Annotated in this window: 18 protein-coding genes; 9 read left to right on the top strand and 9 right to left on the bottom strand. The window is 58.4% G+C overall.

What is annotated here, in order from left to right; translation table 11 throughout:
• Positions 1 to 101 precede the first annotated feature (101 nt).
• The 5 genes from R0J92_RS10215 to R0J92_RS10195 are packed head-to-tail and all read left to right on the top strand — an operon-like array spanning position 102 to position 4,804.
• Entirely contained in the window at positions 102 to 947 is an 846-nt protein-coding gene (locus R0J92_RS10215; RefSeq protein ID WP_411051582.1) for a carbohydrate ABC transporter permease, read from the top strand.
• Entirely contained in the window at positions 947 to 1,792 is an 846-nt protein-coding gene (locus R0J92_RS10210; protein WP_106165134.1) for a carbohydrate ABC transporter permease, read from the top strand. Before R0J92_RS10215 ends, R0J92_RS10210 begins: the two co-directional genes overlap by 1 nt.
• Entirely contained in the window at positions 1,789 to 2,811 is a 1,023-nt protein-coding gene (locus tag R0J92_RS10205; RefSeq protein WP_411051581.1) for an SIS domain-containing protein, read from the top strand. Before R0J92_RS10210 ends, R0J92_RS10205 begins: the two co-directional genes overlap by 4 nt.
• A 2-nt stretch (positions 2,812 to 2,813) precedes the next feature.
• A complete protein-coding gene (locus R0J92_RS10200) occupies positions 2,814 to 3,740 on the top strand; it encodes a carbohydrate kinase family protein (RefSeq protein WP_411051580.1) in 927 nt (308 codons plus the stop codon).
• Complete coding sequence (locus tag R0J92_RS10195) at positions 3,737 to 4,804, top strand: ABC transporter ATP-binding protein (RefSeq protein ID WP_411051579.1); 1,068 nt, start codon at positions 3,737 to 3,739, stop codon at positions 4,802 to 4,804. The genes R0J92_RS10200 and R0J92_RS10195 overlap by 4 nt, the downstream gene beginning before the upstream one ends.
• 152 nt (positions 4,805 to 4,956) lie before the next feature.
• On the opposite strand, the gene R0J92_RS10190 is transcribed toward R0J92_RS10195, so the two are convergent.
• Positions 4,957 to 6,333: an NCS1 family transporter gene (locus R0J92_RS10190; RefSeq protein WP_411051578.1), complete on the bottom strand. Its 1,377-nt coding sequence runs from the start codon at positions 6,331 to 6,333 to the stop codon at positions 4,957 to 4,959.
• A 35-nt stretch (positions 6,334 to 6,368) separates the two neighbouring features.
• Positions 6,369 to 7,067 carry an aspartate/glutamate racemase family protein gene (locus tag R0J92_RS10185; protein WP_106165130.1) on the bottom strand — a complete coding sequence of 233 codons (699 nt, stop codon included), beginning with the start codon at positions 7,065 to 7,067 and terminating at the stop codon, positions 6,369 to 6,371.
• 134 nt (positions 7,068 to 7,201) lie between these two features.
• On the opposite strand from R0J92_RS10185, the gene R0J92_RS10180 reads away from it, so the two are divergent.
• A complete protein-coding gene (locus tag R0J92_RS10180) occupies positions 7,202 to 7,888 on the top strand; it encodes a GntR family transcriptional regulator (protein WP_411051577.1) in 687 nt (228 codons plus the stop codon).
• Between the two features lie 944 nt (positions 7,889 to 8,832).
• Here R0J92_RS10180 and R0J92_RS10175 read toward each other — a convergent pair.
• From R0J92_RS10175 to R0J92_RS10160, 4 genes are read right to left on the bottom strand one after another with little or no spacing between them, the layout of a single operon-like run.
• The gene (locus tag R0J92_RS10175; RefSeq protein WP_106165127.1) at positions 8,833 to 9,744 is read right to left on the bottom strand and encodes a glycoside hydrolase family 26 protein; all 912 of its coding nucleotides are present in this window, start codon (positions 9,742 to 9,744) and stop codon (positions 8,833 to 8,835) included.
• Positions 9,741 to 11,588, bottom strand: coding sequence for a glycosyltransferase family 2 protein (locus R0J92_RS10170; protein WP_411051576.1), 1,848 nt, complete (start codon positions 11,586 to 11,588; stop codon positions 9,741 to 9,743). The genes R0J92_RS10175 and R0J92_RS10170 overlap by 4 nt, the downstream gene beginning before the upstream one ends.
• Positions 11,572 to 12,576: a UDP-glucose 4-epimerase GalE gene (gene galE / locus R0J92_RS10165; protein WP_411051575.1), complete on the bottom strand. Its 1,005-nt coding sequence runs from the start codon at positions 12,574 to 12,576 to the stop codon at positions 11,572 to 11,574. The genes R0J92_RS10170 and galE overlap by 17 nt, the downstream gene beginning before the upstream one ends.
• A complete protein-coding gene (locus R0J92_RS10160; protein ID WP_411051601.1) occupies positions 12,573 to 13,496 on the bottom strand; it encodes a UDP-glucuronic acid decarboxylase family protein in 924 nt (307 codons plus the stop codon). The genes galE and R0J92_RS10160 overlap by 4 nt, the downstream gene beginning before the upstream one ends.
• Here R0J92_RS10160 and R0J92_RS10155 point away from each other — a divergent pair.
• Entirely contained in the window at positions 13,413 to 13,592 is a 180-nt protein-coding gene (locus R0J92_RS10155; protein ID WP_411051604.1) for a hypothetical protein, read from the top strand. The two genes, R0J92_RS10160 and R0J92_RS10155, sit on opposite strands and share 84 nt — an antisense overlap.
• A 212-nt stretch (positions 13,593 to 13,804) precedes the next feature.
• Here R0J92_RS10155 and R0J92_RS10150 read toward each other — a convergent pair whose 3' ends face one another.
• From R0J92_RS10150 to R0J92_RS10140, 3 genes are all read right to left on the bottom strand, one after another.
• On the bottom strand, positions 13,805 to 14,305 hold the full coding sequence (locus R0J92_RS10150) for a hypothetical protein (RefSeq protein ID WP_106165123.1): 501 nt from the start codon (positions 14,303 to 14,305) through the stop codon (positions 13,805 to 13,807).
• Complete coding sequence (locus tag R0J92_RS10145) at positions 14,302 to 15,069, bottom strand: helix-turn-helix transcriptional regulator (protein ID WP_243395070.1); 768 nt, start codon at positions 15,067 to 15,069, stop codon at positions 14,302 to 14,304. The genes R0J92_RS10150 and R0J92_RS10145 overlap by 4 nt, the downstream gene beginning before the upstream one ends.
• Before the next feature lie 196 nt (positions 15,070 to 15,265).
• Positions 15,266 to 15,460, bottom strand: coding sequence for a hypothetical protein (locus R0J92_RS10140; protein ID WP_411051574.1), 195 nt, complete (start codon positions 15,458 to 15,460; stop codon positions 15,266 to 15,268).
• Between the two features lie 790 nt (positions 15,461 to 16,250).
• On the opposite strand from R0J92_RS10140, the gene R0J92_RS10135 reads away from it, so the two are divergent.
• A complete protein-coding gene (locus R0J92_RS10135) occupies positions 16,251 to 17,996 on the top strand; it encodes a hypothetical protein (RefSeq protein ID WP_411051573.1) in 1,746 nt (581 codons plus the stop codon).
• Positions 17,997 to 18,136: 140 nt separating this feature from the next.
• Positions 18,137 to 20,224 (top strand): type I secretion protein ATPase, encoded by a 2,088-nt coding sequence (locus tag R0J92_RS10130; RefSeq protein ID WP_411051572.1) that lies wholly within the window; start codon positions 18,137 to 18,139, stop codon positions 20,222 to 20,224.
• Positions 20,225 to 20,239 lie beyond the last annotated feature (15 nt).

Here is a 20,239-nt window from a genome sequence, read left to right as displayed (position 1 = left end):
CCAGACGCGCCCTGCCACTCCGGTCTGCCCAGATCCCCTTCCCCCTACCATAGGCTGATCTTATGTTTTCAGAACGCATGTCTCCGCGTGCCCTATTGTTGATGCTTCCCCTTGTGCTGGTGATGATCGCAGTCATCGGCTGGCCGTTGGTTGATACCATCCGACTGTCGATGACTGATGCACGGCTGGCCGGCACCAGCGGCGAGTTCATAGGCGCCGACAACTACACAAGAACGGTATCCAGCCGGAACTTTCAGTCCGCGTTCTGGGCAACAATGAGGTTCAGCGTCTGGTCGGTTTCGATCGAGCTTGTCCTCGGCGTTCTGGTTGCGCTGCTGCTCAATCAACGGTTCTACGGGCGCACGCTCCTGCGGGCCCTCATGATCCTGCCCTGGGCCCTCCCAACAGTGGTCAACGCCACCCTGTGGCGGCTGATCTACAACCCCGAATACGGCGCGCTCAATGCGCTGCTGACCCAGATCGGCATGCTGGACACCTATCGGTCGTGGCTGGGAGAGCCCAGCAGTGCGATGACCGCGCTGATCGTGGCCGATGTCTGGAAGAACTTTCCGCTGGTGGCACTGATCGCACTGGCCGCCCTGCAGGCCGTACCAAAGGACATTCGCGCGGCCGCCATTTCCGACGGCGCCAACGCCTGGAAACGCTTTCGCTATGTCATCATGCCTTATCTCATCGGGCCGCTGATGGTGGCGCTAGTCCTGCGCACCATCGAGGCCTTCAAGGTGTTTGACCTGATCTGGATCATGACCCGAGGCGGACCGGCAAACTCCACCCGCAGCCTGTCGATCCTTGTCTATCAGGAGGCATTTGCCTTTCAACGGGTTGGCTCAGGCGCATCACTTGCCCTGATCATCACGCTCATCATTACCGTTCTGGCCGTGGCCTATCTCATGATCATGCGTCGCTTTGCAGGAGAGGCCCGCTGATGGAACATCAATCCCGCTGGTTCCGCCTGTTCATCCACCTGATGGCTCTGCTTGTCGCGCTCATCATCCTCATGCCGCTTGCCTGGCTGTTCGTGATGAGCATTTCCTCCAATGCCGATCTCTCCGCAAAGCCCCTGCGCTGGTGGCCGAACGAGATCGACATCTCGCGCTATGCGACATTGTTTGATCGCTCTGACAACAGTGCGGGTCAGGCCTTCATGGCCTCTCTGTTCAACAGCATAAAGGTCGCCGGCATGGCCACGATCGCCGCGATCATGGTTGCAATCCCGGCGGGCTGGGCCCTGTCGCGCAACCCCAGACTGGGCTGGGTACTGGGTGGTATCATCGCGACCTACATGCTGCCGCCGGTCGCCCTGTCCATCCCGCTGTACTTCATTCTGGCGAAATTCGGACTTCTGAATAACGTCTTTGGGCTGGGGCTTGTGTATCTCAGCATTCTCGCGCCCTTTGTGACTTGGCTGCTGAAGTCCGGCTTCGACCCGATCCCGAAAGATCTGGAGCGCGCGGCCGCGATCGACGGTGCACGTCTGGACCAGATGCTGCGGATCGTGATCCTGCCGCTTGCCATGCCAGTCATCGCCACGGCAACCATCTTTGCCTTTCTACTGGCGTGGGATGAGTTCTTCTACGCGCTGCTGTTCACATCAAACCAAGACGCCAAGACGCTGACAGTCGCCATTGCCGACCTCGCCGGAGGGCGGGTGTCCGACTACGGGCTGATTGCGACCGCCGGGGTCATTGCCGCCCTGCCGCCGGTGTTGATCGGCATTCTCATGCAACGTTCCCTGATCTCGGGGCTTACCAACGGAGGTGTCAAAGGATGACAACCCTACTTGAACCCCAATCTGACTTCATGACGACGATACACGCCGAAATGGCGCGGCAGATGTCCGACAGCCGCGATAGCATTGCCCAATCGGGCGACATCGCCATCGACATCGCCGAGGCGATCCGGCGCACCGGGCGGCTGATCCTTCTTGGCATGGGTGGCTCGCATGCAGTCGGCCGGGCCCTTGAACCCAGTTACCGCGCGCTTGGCATCGAGGCAGTTGCCCTGCCCTTGTCGGAGCAGCTGGACAGCCCCTTGCCACTCGATGGATGGACGGCGATCGTGACCTCTCAATCCGGCGAAAGCGCCGAGGTCCTGCGCTGGTTCTCCGAAGGGCGCGCCCCAAAGGACGCCTTTGGTCTGACAATGGAGGGCGCCTCCTCTCTCGCCGGGATCGTCCCCTGCCTCGTGGGCGCCGGCGGATCGGAAATTCCCTTTGCCGCAACCCGCTCCCTCACCGTGACACTGGCATTGCATGCTGCGGTGCTTCAGCATCTCGGGGCAGATCTCGCGCCGGTGATCGCAGCCATGTCACAAGCCACCGCGCCGGACATGCAGAAGGCGATCAGCCATTTCGCGAATGTCCGCACCATCGTGACCTCGGGCCGCAACCAACAAGGCGTGGCCGAGGCCATCGCTCTGGGTCTGACAGAGTTGTCGCGCCTGCCCTGCTTCAGTCTTGAAAGCGGACAACTACGGCACGGCCCCGTCGAGATGCTCCACCCGGATGTCGGGGTCGTCATGTTCCGCGCCGCTGATCCTTCCGCGACATATGTGACGAACCTTGCGGAATTTGTGGTGCGCGAAAGCAAATCCCCGCTGATCATATTTGATGCCTCGGCTCTGCCACCTGTCGATGGCGCACATATGATCTCTTGCCCGAAGGGCCATGGGCTTGCCGCCTGTTTCACCCTCCTGTCGGCTGCACAGAAATTCATGGTCGATTTCGCCGCCGCACGCGTACCCGACGTCGGAACCCCGCAGCGATGCTCCAAGGTAACAAAGGTTGAATGACGATGACGCGACCGCTTGCAACGGTAGGCAACGTGAATGTTGACCTGATCCTTGGCCCTATCGCGCCTTGGCCGACCCCCGGCACAGAGGTTCTCTGCGCCGATGACGACCTGCGCGTCGGGGGAAGTGCCGGCAACGCCGCCCTCGCATGGCAGGCCATGAACGTGCCGTTCCAATGTGCCGCCAATACCGGCAACGATCACTTTGGCGACTGGCTTCGAAAAGGGTTTGGCCCCGGCGCCCTGAGCTGGAGTCGAACAAACGGTCCCACAACCCTGTCCGTGGGCATCACGCATCCAGATGCGGAACGCACTTTCTACACCACCATGGGGCATCTTCCTGAACTGGACTGGCCACAAGTGGACGCGCAACTCGACTGGGCGGCGCTCTCTGGCGGGATATTGCTGTTGTGCGGGTGCTTTCTGACTGAACGTCTGGCCGCACACTATGACGCTCTGTTCGACCGGGCCCAGGACGCCGGCGTCAAGGTTGCGCTGGACACCGGCTGGCCCCTGCCGGGGTGGACCACGGACGTGCGCCACGCGGTCGAGGGCTGGGTCGCGCGCAGCACCATCGTTCTGCTGAACGAGATCGAGGCCACCAACCTGACCGGGCAGGACGACGCGTCCAGCGCGCTTGCTGCCCTTGCCCAACGCCTGCCGCAGGACGGGATTGCGGTGATCAAGTGCGGGCCGCGCGGGGCCATCGCCTCACATCACGGTCAGACCTTTGTCGCCAGCGCCCCAAAGGTGCGTGTTCAGGACACCATCGGCGCCGGAGACGTGTTCAACGCAGCCTTCCTGGCCGAGCTGGCCAAAGGCGCAGAGATCGACATCGCTCTGACGGCCGCGGTTGGCGTTGCCTCCACGGCGATCTCCACCAACCCGCGCGTCTATTCTGAAACCTCCCCGCAGGAAGTCCCAGCATGAGCACTCTCGAACTTCGTGAAATCCGCAAATCCTACGGCACGCTTGAAACGCTGAAGGGCATCAACCTCAATTTGGAAAGCGGCGAGTTTCTGGTGCTGCTCGGTGCTTCGGGCTGTGGAAAATCAACGCTGCTGAGCATGATTTCCGGCCTCTCGGATCCCACCTCTGGCGACATCACCCTCAATGAGCGCAGGCTCAACGGCGTTCACCCCAAGGACCGCGACATTGCGATGGTCTTCCAGTCCTACGCGCTCTATCCGAACCTCTCGGTGGCGCGCAACATCGGCTTTGGGCTGGAGATGCGCGGCATCGACCGCTCCACCCGGGAAAAAGCCGTGCTGGAAGCGGCAAAGGTCTTGCAGGTCGACCACCTGCTCGACCGGAAGCCCGGCGATCTGTCCGGCGGGCAGCGGCAGCGGGTTGCGATCGGGCGCGCGCTGGTCCGCAAGCCAAAGCTGTTTCTGTTTGACGAGCCATTGTCCAACCTCGATGCAAAACTGCGGCTGGAGATGCGCAGCGAATTGAAGCGCCTTCACCAGATGCTCGGCGTCACCGTCGTCTACGTGACCCATGACCAGATCGAAGCGATGACACTGGCCTCGCGCATCGCAGTCATGCGAGGTGGGTGCATCGAGCAGCTTGGAACACCGGAGGAGATCTATAACCGACCAGCCTCGCGCTTCGTGGCAGAGTTCATGGGCTCTCCGCCGATCAATATCCTCACGACGCAACAAACGGAACGCGGTCTGGAAATCGCGAGCGGCGCCGCTGTCCTAAAGGACCTCCGCCCCACCGATCCCGTTGTTGTCGGCATTCGTCCCGAAGCCCTGAAAACCCAAGCATTTGACGGGGCGATCACTCTCTCAGGCACTGTCGATCTGGTTGAGCTGACAGGCCCTGAACAGATTGTCAGCGTGGCCCTCAACGACACGCGTGTGACGGCCACTCTGCCTGCCGACCTGGCTCTGACCCTCGGACAAAACATCGACCTGTTTGTCGAACCCAACCGCATTCTGACCTTTGACGCCAACAGTGGCGACCGGGTCGAGTGCTTGCCGCACTAGCGCCACCTCGGCGAAGCCGCGCAGGTATTCGCCGTCAGCGCGTCGCTGAAAGCGTTTCGTTTCCATGCGAACTGAACGGCAAACGGGCCACTCACACATGGGAAAAGCCTCGCTGAACGCGAGGCTTTTCCTTGGTCACACCGTGACTGTGACTACTCCATGAACCGCTTGGCCGCGGGCCAGTGCTTCATCAACAGGTAGTATGACAGGCCGGCAGGCAGCAGGCTGGCATACCAGGAGATCCCTGAGAAGATCAGCGCAGCGACCACCCCAAGCCCCATGGCGATCACCGCAGCCCAGTTGACGCCCTTGTAGGGTCCGTTCTCGTCATACAGCTTTGTCAGATCCAGCTCCTGCTTGCGCAGGATGAAGTAATCCACCACCAGGATGGCGAAGATCGGTCCGAGGAAGGCGGAATAGGTCTGGATGAACAGGCTAAGCCCGGCGGCAGACTCATCCTTCACCAGTTCCCAGGGAAATGTGGCAAAGGCCAGCAGGCCGACGATAACTGCCGATGTCTTGAAGTTGATCTTGAAGATATCCATCAGCGCATAGGCAGGCGGAACCACATTGTTCAGGATGTTTGTGGTCACCTGGGCAAAAGCGATGAACAGCAGCGTGATCACAAGCAGCGGCTTGTTGTCCACCGCGCTGGAGAACACCTTGATCGGATCCACTTCGCCGGTTGCGCCAGACACCATCAGGCCGATCAACCCCATGAACAATGTCGCGGGCAGGATCGAGTTGGCATAGATGGCGATCTGTCGAACCGGGCCGACATTGCGCCGCAGCTCACGGGAATAGTCGGACACATTCAGCATCATGGTGCTGTAAATGCCCAGGAACAGCATGGTCGCGCCCCAGAACGGAGCCCCCCAGGTGCCTTCGACATTGACCAGATTGGCCGAGATTTCCTCGCCGTATTTGCTGATCACGCTGAAGAACATGTAGACCAGCGACCCGATGATAAAGACCGAGCCGATGTTCTCCAGCCATTTGATACCGTGAAAGCCAAGCACCGACAGGCCGATCTGCAGAAGCTGAAAGCCAATGAAGAACACCACAATGTTGTCATAGCCAAACAGCGTATCAGACACGAGATTGAGCGCGCCGGCCCCGATCCAGCTTTGAAAGCCAAACCAGACAATGGCGGGCACGGACCTCACCAGCGCTGGCAGCCGGGTACCGGAAAAGCCAAATGCAGACCGCGCCTGCACCATGAAGGGGATGCCGTATTTATGCCCGGCCTGCCCGTTGATCATCAGTGCTGCGCCGATGACCGTGCAACCAATGCCGATCGCGACGAGGGTCTGCAGCAGGTTCAATGTCCCCACCAGGCCCGAGCCGATAGTAAATGTCCCGATCGACACGCAACCGCCAAGCCAGGCAAACAGGTAGGACCAAGGGTCCATGATCCGTGTCTGCTGCGGCGCCAGGCTCTCCTCCCCGACCCCCTTGCCGCTATGGTCCTCTGTGTGTCCGTCTGTGCCACCACCCACGGCAGCCTCCAGATCTGTATTCATGGTCATGTCTTCCTCCCTGACATTCCTAGTTTATTCTGGGCTCACTTTTTATTGGGCCTCGCGTATGCATTTATTTTGCTGGTCTTGAGGCCGCAGCTCGCCAGTGCCTCGACCATTCGGACGGCAACACTGACCCCATCAATGACCGGAATGCCGGTTTCCTCACTGAGCCATGCAGTCAGGTCCGCCATGCCCGCGCAGCCCAGAACAACCGCTTCGCAATGGTCCTCTTCGATGGCGCGCAGGATTTCACGACGGATCTTGTCGCGCGCGTCAGAGCCCTCTTCTTCCAGTGCGAGGACCGGAATCTCAGCAGAGCGCACCCGGCGACACTGGTGCGAAAGCCCGTAGCCGTGCACGAGATGTTCGATCACCGGCACGGCGCGCGGCAAAGTGGTCACAACCGAAAAGGACGTCGCCAGCATGCTGGCCGCCTTTACCGCAGCCTCGCAAATACCAAGGACCGGCCCGGTTGCCAGTTCGCGGCAGGCGCCGATGCCCGGATCGTCGAAACAGGCAACCACGATCCCATCCACACCCTGTTCTTCGGCCGCGGCAACCTGCGCCAGCAGACCGGGCAGTGACATGGCCTCGTCGAAATGGCCTTCGATGCTGGCCGGTGCGCCCTGGGCAGTGGCGCCCAGAATGGTCACTCCGGGGCCGGCGACAGTCTTGGCCGCTTCGACGATCTTCCCTGTCATCGACTCGGTCGAATTGGGATTGACGACGAGAATTTTCATGAGCTCCTCCTTTGTTGCCATATTTTGTTAACAATCCTTGATAACAAGTCAAGCATGCCGTCGCCTCATGCCATTGCAATGCAGCCCTCCGGTCCTTAAGTTGCCTCTGTGCAAGAAAAACTTTTCAGGGCCCGATGAAGGATTCTCCCGAAGATTTGATCGTGAACGCGATTCTCGATGCCATCGCTGAACAGCGACTGCCAGCTGGCACCAAGTTGGGCGAGCAGGCGTTGAGTGATCTGTTTGCCTGTAACCGGGCCAATGTGCGCCGGGCGCTTGCGTCGCTTGCGGCACAGCAAGTTGTGGAGCTGCGCCCAAATCGCGGTGCGTTTGTGATGACGCCCTCCCCGAAAGAGGCTCGCGACATATTTCAGGCTCGCCGCGCGATCGAAAGCACCATTGCGCGGCATGCCGCAGGTCAGGCTTCTGCTGGCGACATCACATTTCTGCGCGACAATATCATCGAGGAGGCCCAGGCCCATAGGGCAGGAGACAAACCTGCGGAGCTGCGCGCCTCGCGTCAGTTTCACATGCGTATCGCGCAAATAGCAGGAAATCTTGTGCTGGAGCGGTTCCTGTCGGAACTCACGATGCGCAGCACGCTCATTCTGGGACTGTACTCCCGCACTGGCAGCTCTTCCTGCGCGGAGGATGAGCATGACAGGATTGTCGACGCCCTACAGAACGGCAGCGTAGACGAGCTGGTCCGGCTGGTGGATGAGCATCTGCGCCATTTGGAGAAGGGCTTGAACTTCGAAGAGCCGCCTGCGGCCCCTATGAGCCTGAAGGAACAGCTGATGGTTCCGCGCAGCGCGTCGTAACAAGGCTAGAGAAACGGTCGCTTTGCCGGCGACACAGCAAGCCGTGCCAGCAGGCACACGCCGCCAACATGACATGTGTAATTGGTGCCATGGTCAGAGTGCGCGCAGCGCTTCGCGTATCGACCGTCCTGCCGTGACAGGTATATGGCTGGCACCTCAAATGAGACCAGAAAAGACACTATATCAAACTGATAGAGACGACGGCTCAAGCGCCGCCATGTGCTTCTCTAGAGGGCACCACGCACTCGGACCGAGTTGGAAAGGCCCGCGTCTGAAAACCTGCGGAAATCGGTGCTACAGATCTCTGACACCGCGTCAACGGCGATAGCACCGGGACTTTTTACCAAAACCTGCAGGGGTGCAAACATAGCTGCCTGACCCCGAGGCAAGTACAACTTTGGTGGGGTCATTCTTGGGAGCGTTGACCTCATTCGCCTGAACGTCAAATGCGCTCCCGGCGATCAATGTTGCGCCCAACGCAAACACACAAAAACCGCGCCGAAACCGGCGTGCAACCTGTACTACCACAACTGCTCTCCTCGGGTTGTGAGCCCGCATTTGATCTAGCGGGTCTCTTTACCTGTGCCACTTCTAGGCCAACAATTTATTAACGGTCAAGAAGATGGCAGGAGTTGGGCGCGCTCTGGGCACACCGGCTTGAGAAGAGAATTGAAGCTTCGTCCAGTAAAAAACGCCGGTAGACATACCGGCGCAGTTTCCATTTATCCAAAACCAACAGATCGTTACAAAACGCACTTCAGGTGGTGCCTTCCCCATGCTGAAGAGGCACAGGGGCCACAAGATCACTCAGGCAAAAAACTGCCACTGCACAGCGGAAACGGGTCTGAAACCGGCCATCGCAGTCGCTTGCAGCGCCGTCGGCTCGGCGAATCCACGTCAGCTGATCACAGAGCGTGACGGCAGCCTTTGGAGCTGACCGGCGATCACTCCAAGATATGTGCCGTCTGGCGCCAGTTCGGTAAGCCAAACCCGTCGGGCCAAGGATAGACCTCTTGCTGTCCGAAATAGACCACCGCAGCCAACTCGGGATATGCGTCGCCCATGGTGCGGATATCTGCATTCCAGCGGGCGACATGTTCGGCATCACCGACAAAGCCCAGCTCGGCCACCATGACTGGTTTGCCGAATTCAACCGCACGGTCATAGCGCGGGCCGAAGATCTCGGCAAAGCTCAGTGACTGGCCCAGGATTTCACCTTCCCAAGGTTGATAGCTGAAGACCGACAGCCCGACCACATCGACAACATCGTCGCCCGGATAATAGTCAGCCATGTTCTCCCGGCCCAGCGGCGACCACATGTACTTTGCGTCCGGCGCACTGCCACGGCAGACATCATTCATCCGCCGATATGCGGAGATGTAGCGCTCCGGCTCCCAGCCCGCCCAGATGAACTGACCGCTGTCATCGTCCATTTCCTGCGCCCAGCGGATCGTCATGGGAATGTCCAGGCTCCCGAGGGCGGTGCAGATGGCAGCCATCTTTTCGTCATAGGCACCAGACTCGATCCCATTTCGCAGCACGCTTGGTGAATTGCGCTCATCCCGCGACCAGGTCCAGGGCTCGATCGTCACAAGCAGGGTGCGGTCGCGCTCCTTTGCATAGGTCTCCGCTTCCTTGAGGCTTGGCAGCAAGACGTCCTCCCAGGGAAGAAACAGATGTTCGATCGACACCCCGGCAAGGTCGGTGAAGTCGCCATTTGGATCGTAGACACCAAACGGCAGGCTTCCGGGCGGCACCGTCTGCGCCGCAGGTGCACTGACCGTTGCAAGAACCAGCGTTGCCGCGACCCCAAGATTTCTGAAGGTCTGGCGTTTGAAGTCCGATAGGCGTTTCATTTTCCCGTCCTTTGCGAAGTAAAAGAGTTAAGCAGCTGAATGTACCAGTCCGAGTCGTAGGTCATGATTGGAGCGTTGGCGGTGCTCCGCCCTGCCCCAGAGACCGGAAAATGCGGCCTGAAGATCTTGATCCCGCCCCCTGTGTCCGTAAGCGCAATCAGCGCCGCATTGCTGCGCTCGCCAAAGCCGAGAACGATGGACCCCGACAGAAGCAGCACGCAGCCGAACTGGATCGCGGTGCGCAGCGGCCAGGAGAAGAACCTGATCCCGTTTTCGCTGAGATGTTTGAGCACGATCACCAGAAACAGAACGGTATAGATCAGCGCGTTGATCAGCGCGAAAATGTAAAATCCGGCCGCCTGCGAGATCTCCTCGATCAACAGGACGGGCAGCAGCGACATCAGGGCCAGCGCCACATAGGGCAGCAGAACCGCCCATGGGAGCACGGACACCGCACCGCTGCCCTTTGGCGTGACCCGAAAGTCGACAAAGCCACCAAACAAACGGTCGCGCACGGCCATCGCAATGCCCAGCAAGACCCAAGGCCATTGCGCAAAGGCAAAAGCCAGCTTCTCCCAGCCCAGAACCTTGGCGTCATACGGCCTGAAGAACCCATCCGACCGTAAGCACCACACCAACGTCAGCAGCGCGATCGTCGATGGCCAGACATGGCCGACAAAGGCGGGAAAGGTGACATCGACATAGCGCACGTCAAACAGCAGCGCGAGAATGGGAAAGACGAACATCAACGCCATGAACCCGGCAAGAAGTGGATAGCAGAGCTGACAGAACACGAACTGAATTCGATGCCGCACAGACAGACGCATGAAATAGGACGGCGTGTACTGCAGGAAGATGGTCATCAGGCTGCGTGACCACTGAAACTCCTGAACAATCAGATCGAGAAAGGTTGCGGGACCGTCGCCAAGGGCGATCGCATCCATCGCGTGCATCCCCTTCCAGCCACCGGCATTCATCAGCATTGAGGTTGAATGGTCCTCTGCCAGCTCCGGGCCCAATCCGCCGACCTCACGCAGCGCTTTCGTACGCACCGCATAATGAGATCCGATACACATCGGAGCCAGACCATTTGCATAGCCAGCCTGCACCACACCATGGAAAACAGCCTCGCTGTGCAGACGGCTGCGCGCCGCCCAGCTTGTGCCGGAATTCTGCGAACAGATGCTTGGCGCGCTCACATATCCGACCTGCGGGTCGGCAAAGGCTCTCAGGATTTCGCGCAGGTAGTTGGGTTGCGGTACGTGATCCGCATCCAGCTGCGAGACAAAATCATAGCGGTCATATCCGTAACGATCGTAGAAATACGCCAGATTGCCTTCCTTGCAGCGGGTGCGCCGTGGCCAGGTCTTGCGATGATAGGCCTCTACCCCCTTGCGGGTTGAAATCTGGACCCCGTTTTCTGCGCACCAGTCCCGGGTCATCTGATCCGGATCCTCATCCGCAAGCCAGGTGTCATGTGGGACGTCCTGTGCCAGCATTGCGATCAGCGTGGTTCGGACAATTTCAAACGGTTCCGACGGTGCCTTGGTCACCACCATGGCAACGCGGTGCGGCCCAAGGTCCCCAACACGCCCGGTGGCGTGATGCGCCCGCATAAAGAAGAACAGCAGATAGGCCTGAACAAAGAACACCCAGAAGACACAGAGTGTCACAGGCCAGTAGAGGAACCACTGCGTGTAATGGACCGGCTGAAGCCACCATTGCCAGAAGAAGACAGCGGCAGACAGCCACAGCAGCGACAGGATCAGATATTTGACCCGAAGCGCGCCCTTGAGGACAGGGGCCCGGTAGATCTGGCGCGAGAGGTCATGCAGATTCCGCATCTTTCACCTCCAACATCCCAAAGCTGCGGGCAGCATCTGTCACGATCGTATCGATGTCAGACCGTTGCGGATCAAACCCGAGGGTCTGCCGGGCAAAGCTCGTGTCTGCGACCAGAACCGGCGGGTCCCCTGCGCGACGCTCCGCCATTCGGGTTCTGACATGGCATTGGGTAATCCGCTCAACGGTCTGCACGATTTCAAGGTTCGACACGCCCCGACCGCTTCCAAGGTTCACGGTCAGGTTGCCCTTGCGCGCCTCCAGATAGCCAAGGGCCTGAAGGTGCCCCTGCACCAAGTCGCTGACGTGGATGTAATCCCGGATGCAGGTGCCATCAGGCGTGTCATAATCTGCCCCGAACAGAGTGAGCAGATCCCGCCGGCCCGCAGCCGTGAACAGCGTCAGCGGCACCAGATGTGTCTCGGGATCATGGTCTTCGGCAAGAGCGCCACTTGCATCGGCCCCCGCCACATTGAAATACCGCAGTATTGCGAATGACATCCCGGCCTGCTGCGCGACATCGCGCAGCATCCGCTCACAGATCAGCTTGCTTTCGCCATAGGGGTTGATCGGCCGTTGCGCCGTGGACTCCTTCACTGGAATTGCATCGGGTATGCCATAAGTGGCGCAGCTGCTGGACAATACAAAGCGCTGCACCCCCGCGCCCTCGCAGGCCCGCAGCAGGGACAGCATCCCGCCCACATTGTTGTCGTAGTACTTCATCGGGTCGGACACCGACTCTCCGACATAGGCAGATGCGGCAAAATGCATGACGGTCGAAACCTCATGCGCAACCAGCGCGTCGGTCAGCTGCGCGGTGTCGCGCAAGTCGAGTTCGGCAAGCGGTCCCCAGCGGATCGCAGAGCGGTTTCCCGTCGAAAGGTTGTCGACAACAAGCGGCACCCGCCCTTCGCGCGCCAGCGCGTAGCACGCGTGGCTGCCGATATACCCGGCGCCGCCGGTGACACATATGTTGCCAAGGCTCGTCATTCCGCGACCAGAAGCCTGGTGGCCGGTCCGCCGAGATGGGCGGCAAAATACGGCACCGTCTTTTTCAGACCCTCCGCCAGAGATACCTTTGGAGCCCAGTGCAGATCCGCCATTGCCTTTGTAATATCCGGACGGCGTTGTCTGGGATCATCGACAGGCAGATCGAGATATTCGATCGCGGATTTGGACCCCAGCGTAGCGATGATGTGCCGCGCCACTTCGGTGATCGTGAACTCGCCGGGATTGCCCAGATTATAGGGGGTCACCTCCTCGTCATCAGCCGCCATGAGCGCCATCAGACCATCGACAAGATCGCTGATGAAACAGAACGACCGCGTTTGGGAGCCATCGCCGTAAACGGTAACCGGAGTCCCGGAGAGCGCCTGCGTCACAAAGTTGGAAATCACCCGTCCGTCCGCCGGACACATACCCGGCCCATAGGTATTGAAAATACGGGCGACACGTGTCCTTGCGCCGCGTGAGTGGTGGAAATCGTAAAACAGCGTCTCGACCGCCCGCTTGCCCTCATCGTAGCAGGAGCGCGGCCCCATGGTATTTACGTTGCCACGATAGGCTTCAGCCTGCGGCGAAATTTCGGGGTCGCCATACACTTCGGATGTGGACGACTGCAAAATCGTTGCGTCGTGGCGCAAGGCCAGCTCCAGCAGATTGAGCGCCCCGAACACGTTCGTCTTGAAGGTATGGATCGGGTCGACCTGATACTTTTTCGGCGACGCCGCGCAGGCCAGATTGTAGATCTCGTCCACCGGGCCAAGATCCGGCAAAGGGTCGATGATATCGTGAGAAATACAGGTGAAGTTCTGTTCATCCTGCAAATGCACGATGTTGCACGTCCGCCCGGTCTGGAAATTATCGATACAGATGACATCATGGCCATCCTGAACAAGGCGCTGGCACAGATGCCCTCCAACAAACCCAGCTCCCCCCGCTACAACAATCCGGCGAAGATCCTGACCTGTCCGTCTGCGCATCAGGAACGGCGAGAAAGATACTGACATTGCACACCCCCAAGGTGGAAATCAGCAGCTCAGATTTGCGGATTTACGCAGATGCTCTAGAACGGAACAAAAGCAGACTATCATTGCTTTTCTTCGCCGCTTTCAAGCTGCTAAAATGAAATTTATCGAGGGTATCAGCGTAAAATCAGAGCATTTTTCTGTGAAGCTAGCAATAGGGTTACACCTTACGGTTAGCCTGTCGCAGCGCTCTATTTTGGGTAGTCGAACTGGGCAATAACCTTCCAGATATTGAGGTTTATGGCAGTCAGCTCAGAGATCGCCGCCTCGATATCCTCAGCCGCCGCATCATTGAGCGGCGTGGACTGACCAATCTTCAGCGTATCCCTGCGATCTGCAATCCGCATCAGGATCGTATGCGGGTTCCCCCCATCGGCATCAAACGCATAGATGCAGTGGTTATACCTGTTCCGGAGCGCGGATTGTCGCTGGATCCGTCCGGTCAATGCCAGGATCGGCGCGCGCTCCGTCGCGGATACCTTATCGAGCTTGGTAAGCCGCTCCACCAGGTCGATACGCGCCCGCGTGGTATTCAGCGTTAGGAAGATCACCGTGGCGATCTCCTTGTCCACACCGGCGAGTCCGGCGATCAGATGGATGAGCAGGCTTTCGGTATTTGTCCATGCATAGTTCAGCTTGCCGACAAGCAACAGGAACCCGTCAAAGTTGAGTTGCTTCTCCGTATCGGTCATTGAACCAGATGGTCTGAACCGTGATTTTCGAGAAACCAGACCGCAGCCTCTGTCCGGTTGTTTACCCCAAGTTTGGCAATCACGTGATGGATATGCAGCTTGACCGTATGTTCGGACAGGCCGAGCCGATTGGCGATAAGCTTGTTCTGCTTCCCCTCCGCGACACAGGACAGCACCTGAGCCTCCCGGGTGGTCAATCGGATGCCAACGGCCTTGGCCGTCCGCGCTTCAAGTGCTTCTTTTTGAGCGACACGCGCCGCCTCGCAGGCGTGGTCTGTTTTTTCAGATGTTGACGCTGTGTCATTGCCTTGAAAAAAAATATCGTGCAATTCATCCGGCACGAAATTTTCTCCGCAAACCAATAACCGCAGCAATGTAAGCCAACGGTCCAGATCACGGTTCATGGGAAGAAATGCAACCCGTCGGCGCGGATGCAATTCGCGCATCTTGCACAGGAACGATTTCGCCAATTCAGCTTGCCGATATGCAAATGCAATTGTCGCACTTGGAAACGCTTCTTGTATGCGCTCCATCTGATCAACCAGCGTTTTGCCCATGGATTGGTTTAGAATAACCGACCGCACCCGGTCAGGTCTCTCCAAATTCAGGGCGATCAATTCGTCTATCGTTTCAAGCCGTTCGAACTTAACTGAGCTGAAACTAATAGTAGCAAGATCAATAGCAGAGGAGGAAAAATCATGCGAATTCCCCACAAAATAGCATGCGATCCCACTAAACTCATGTACACATTCTTTACTCGTCATGTCGCATTCCACCTGGATGTAGCGCACTGCAACCACTCAAAGACTGTCATATAGACAAGAGTCACCACACCTCTCTTTAATCTTTCAGCAGCGCTCGGGATGGTTTCATGCGCAATAAGCAGGGAAACAATTCCCTGATCGCAACATCTAAGAATCGCGCCCAAACCCCCGAAATACGTATGGCCTAGCAAAATTATCACAATTTAAATCTACTGTCTGTATTTTTCGGTAAAGATCCGCTCATGGCGTCTTTCATACCCACCTCACGCCAGGGTAATTGCCTGAATTCAGGTTTAAAATTCTGAAATAGAACATCATCGCCCCAGTCGATCCAGTTGAGTGCTTCAGGCGCCGAAACCTTCCCGAACTCTGTGAAGTCGCGAGCACTCATAAGTTCAAAAAATCACCCCAACACGCTGTTTTTAATACTACATTACAGACTCTATGAAGATCTCAACCGAACAGAGAATCACTCAAAGGGTTCTGCGAACTACGCACCTCCCTGTCCCCACAACCAGCATGTGCCTTAATCAAACCTTGCAATCGCATTAAAGTTGTGCCGCGCCTGACGATCAAGACCAGACAGATTGATACACACCTATCATTTTTCGAAAACCATCGGCCTGACATTGGTGCCTGATCCATCCGCAAGCTCATAGAGTCGTATTTTGAAATACAGCCTCCAGGATGAGAACTTCCGATCAGGGCGTATACACCTTTTTCCGGACACCCTAACCTAATTATCTACATTAAAGCTGCGCAGCGATGTTTCAGCGCACTTAAATTACCCACCCCATGGCAAAATACCAATAATTAACAAAAGGTTAATGCCTCGATTCAAAAACTAACCCCTATGGATGGGTAGTTTTGCGGCTGCGTTTTCGCAATGCTCGGTCTGTCTCGTCCTGAGACCTGCGTGATCGTTACCTCACGCTGAGACCAAACTGAAAATAGCGGCGTGATTACCTCTGCACTTTCAGTTCAAAGTCATCGCTTTTGAAAAATTGTATAGCAAGAAAGGGGGGGGCCAAATACACTTCAGCACATCAATCGCGGACCAGCGGAAGAACATCCCGTTCACCTGCGGCACCGCATCTTCATGACAACTCACCAATCGCACACCCTGATGATCGCTTTTGAAATGAGCGGCGATCCGGGGAATGCTTTACCGGAGAAATACAATGTCAAATAAAACACCATTCCTTTTCGGCAACTGGGGCGACTCTCAGGATCAGGAGCAGGACCAGGATCAAGGTCAGGGCCAAGGTCAGCTGCAAGCTGAGCTTCAGGCACAACTGCAAGCCCAGGGCCAACACTCCGATCAGGATCAAGACCAAGGTCAAGGCCAGTACCAGGCCAGTGAAAGCTGGAATGGCAACATGAATGGCAATGGCAACGGTAACTTGAACGGCAATGGAAATGCGAACGGCAACCACAACGGGAATGCCAACGGCAACGCCAATGGCAACCATAACGGGAACTCCAATGGGAATGCCAACGCCAATGCCAACGCCAATGCCAACCTGAACGCCAATGGCAACCACAACAGCAACACCAACACCACCGACACGACCGTTGATGTGGATGTTGATGTCGATCTGGGTGGCTATGAGCCGACAGATGATGACTTTGCCGATATCGATCTCGATCACTCCAACGCCGGTGACTTCATCATGGCGCATGGCAACATCGACTATAATCCCGGCAATGACCTCGACCTGGACAACATGCTGAACGACGCCCTGAACGGTGCCGGCAATGATGCCGGAACGATCAATGCGCAGTCCAACAACCTTCAGGACAACGATCACCTGAGCAATGTGTCCAACAGCGGCACCATGACTCAGACCAACACGTCCAGTGGTGGCACCGCCACATCCGATGACGGTATCGCTGCCGGCGCGGCAGGCGGATCCGGTGGTGGTCATGCAAACGCGAACGGTGCTGGCGCGCTTGGCGGCCTCGGTATCGGCGGTGCAGCCGGCGCAACCGGTGGCGCCAGCGGAGCGGCTGGAAACGGTGCAGCCCAGGGCGGCACCGGTGCAGCTGGCGGTAGCGCAGCGGCCATCGGCCTCGGTGTCGGAATTGGTGGTGCTGGGTCTGATTCAGATGCCACCAGCGACGATGGCGGTGATGCGTCCTCGATCGGTGCGGGTCTGGGCGTTGGTCTTGGCGTTGCCGGATCCAATGCGGATGGCGGCAACACCGGGGATGCCGGTGGGATCGGTGTCGGAACCGGTGCCGCAGGGGCCGGCGCGGACAGCAGCGACGCTGGGGATGCCGGCGCAGTCGGTGCTGGTCTGGGTCTGCTTGGCCTTGGTCTGGCCGGAGCTGACGGTGGCAACACCGGAGATTCCGACGCAGACGCAACTGGCGCAGGTCTTGGTTCCGGATCCGGTCAGAGCGGCAACGGTGGCGACGCCGGATCGCTTGCCTCTGCAGCCGGTAGTGGCGCGGGCAACGGTGCGGGCGGCAACGCCAACGGTGGTGACGGCGGTGACGCTGGTGCATGGGCTGCTGCGATGAGCAACGCTCAGGGCAATGGCGGTATGAACCTTGCCGGCGCCGGTGACGGCGGTGACGGCTACGGCGGTCATGCCTGGGGCGGCGACAGCGGTGATGGCTTCGGTGGCCAGGCGGTTGTCGGTGGCGTCCAGGCTGGCGGCGGTGTCGGCGGCAATGGCGGCAACGCCACAACTGGTGCCGGTGGTGCTGGTGGCGATGCCGGAATGTGGGGATCGAACAATGGTGACGACGGCTTCGTGACCGGCGAATCCTTCGCTTCGGCGGCGTCGCAGATCGACACCACGGCGTTCAACCAGAGCATCGTGATGGGGGCCAACGTTCTTGGCAACACCGTTGATATGACCGTGGTCGGCGGGGGCTTCAGCTCCAGCTACATCGGCGACGATGGCGACGGCGCGTAAGTCAAACACACCATTGATCGGGCCCGCTCTGCGGGCCCGATCTGTCTTGAACTTTCCAGAACCGACTGCGGATTTTTCATCCGCCCAGAACAAAATACCGAGGTGAGCGGCCATTCAATCGCAGAAATTGGGGCCAGAAAATGTTCGATAAAACAACCGAAGTCATCGCGCACATGATCGGTGTATTCCACATCGCAGTCGAAGAAGCGCGCATGCGCGATGTCTATGCCAAATTCAAGGCGATCCAGGCGGCAGAACCGGACACAGAAGAGCTGATCCACATCGCCGTCACGCTCAACGTCCCATACACACTCACGGACTTCACGCCCGAGGTGGACTATACCCCCTCGACGACCGACTATTTCTTTGCCCCCGCCGACTACGGTCTCTTTTTCAGAGGGCTTCCCTACCAGCAGCCTTTTGCCCCGGTGCCAGAGCAGACCGATACGCCGCAGAGCCAGGCGCCCTTGCCCTTCATCAATGGTCGTCCGCTTCTGACGCTGGAACCGCCGGGCAGCGTTGCGACGATCACGATTCAGGCGGCCTGGATGGATGATAGCGACGAATTGTACCTCAACGACGTTCAGGCCGTTTTTGTAGATCCGTCGGAATACGTGACCTCACTGCACACATCCTATCTGGTTGCCCAAACGCTTGGGGCGATGTCGACCGATGCGCCGCTGGATTTCAGCCAGAGCACGCTCACCGCAGCGATTACCCTGCATGAAAATATGGGTGCCACAGATGGCGCATCTCGCATTGGTGAAACGGTGAGCGTCTTTCACGGTGCCGACGCGGACGGCAGCCATATGGACGGTGAAACGGTCGAGGACACACCAATTCTGGACGACGTCATGCCGGCGTACTTCAGCGACGAGAATCCGGACGTCGCGCTGGAGGCAGATGGATCGGACGAGACCTCATCGACCGATGCGCCTGCAGAGGGGACCGCAGAGGGGAACGACGATCCTGACGCGCTGGAAAACACCGACCCCTTCGAAGGTTTGGACGGATCGTCGTCAGATGACGGGCTATTTGACATCGACGCGGGGCACAACGTGGTGACCGGCGGCAATGTCATGATCAATGACGCATCCATTTCAGTTGGCTGGCTGGATGCGCCGGTGATCTCCGTCATGGGGGATGTCGTCGAGCTGAATTCAATCAGTCAGGTGAATGTTCTGTTCGAACACGTCACCCTGAACGGACATGGGGCGGCATCGCTCTCTGCAAGTTTCAATGTCGCCATGATGTCCTACACCTCAACGGCGCCGGTAGCCGAGGATGGGACAACGCCAGCCGACAGCCCGGCAGAGGACCTCGGCCTACCTCAAAACTGGGCTGTGACCCGCATCGACGGCGATATTCTGACTGTGAACTGGGTCAATCAGTTCAGCTTCATGACGGACCATGACCGCGCGGATATCCAATTCACCGGCAGCAACACGCATATCGTGATGGGCGACAATACCATCGCCAACGTGGTCGATCTCGCCGAGATTGGCTACGGTTACGACCTGATCATGATCGGCGGCAGCCTGATTACGATCAATCAGATCAGCCAGACCAATGTGATGATGGACTACGACACCATTACCTCATCGGCAGACGTCCCCTTCACCTTTTCCGGCGGTGACAACCTGCTGTTCAACGGCGCAAGCATCTCGACCACCGGGGTCAACAGCTACGGTGAGATGACATCGAATTTCGCGACCGCGAGCGAGGCCTTTGCTGCCGGGGCCACCACCATCACGGAAGACGTCGCCCATGACAGTGTGTTCGAGGGCGATGATCTTCTGACCGTCTTGTATATCTCCGGCGACCTCACAACCGTGAACTGGCTGGAGCAGACCAATGTCATGGGGGATTCCGATCAGGTTCACCTCGCGTTGGACAACTTCGAGGACCAGACCGGCGCTTCGGTGGATCTGGTCACCGGATCAAACGCCGCGATCAACCTGGCCTCCGTCGACGTCTACGGCATCGACTCCGAAGTCCGGGTCGAAGGCGATGTCTACAGCGATGCCCTGCTCTATCAGGCCAATCTGATCGACACGGACTCCGACCCGCTGGGCGTCGCCCTGCCCGCACTCGCCACCGAGGCGGTGGCCTTTCTGGCCGACGGTATGATCGGCCCGGACACAGAGACCTCCAACGATATCGAAATCATCGCAACCCCGCCCGAATACAGCGGAAGCCCCGACATGATGCAAACAATGTTGGCCTGATAAATAGAGTGATAT

This window comes from Tritonibacter sp. SIMBA_163, from assembly GCF_046535935.1.
Lineage (GTDB): Bacteria > Pseudomonadota > Alphaproteobacteria > Rhodobacterales > Rhodobacteraceae > Epibacterium > Epibacterium scottomollicae.
This window is presented reverse-complemented; position numbering and strand designations above follow the sequence as displayed.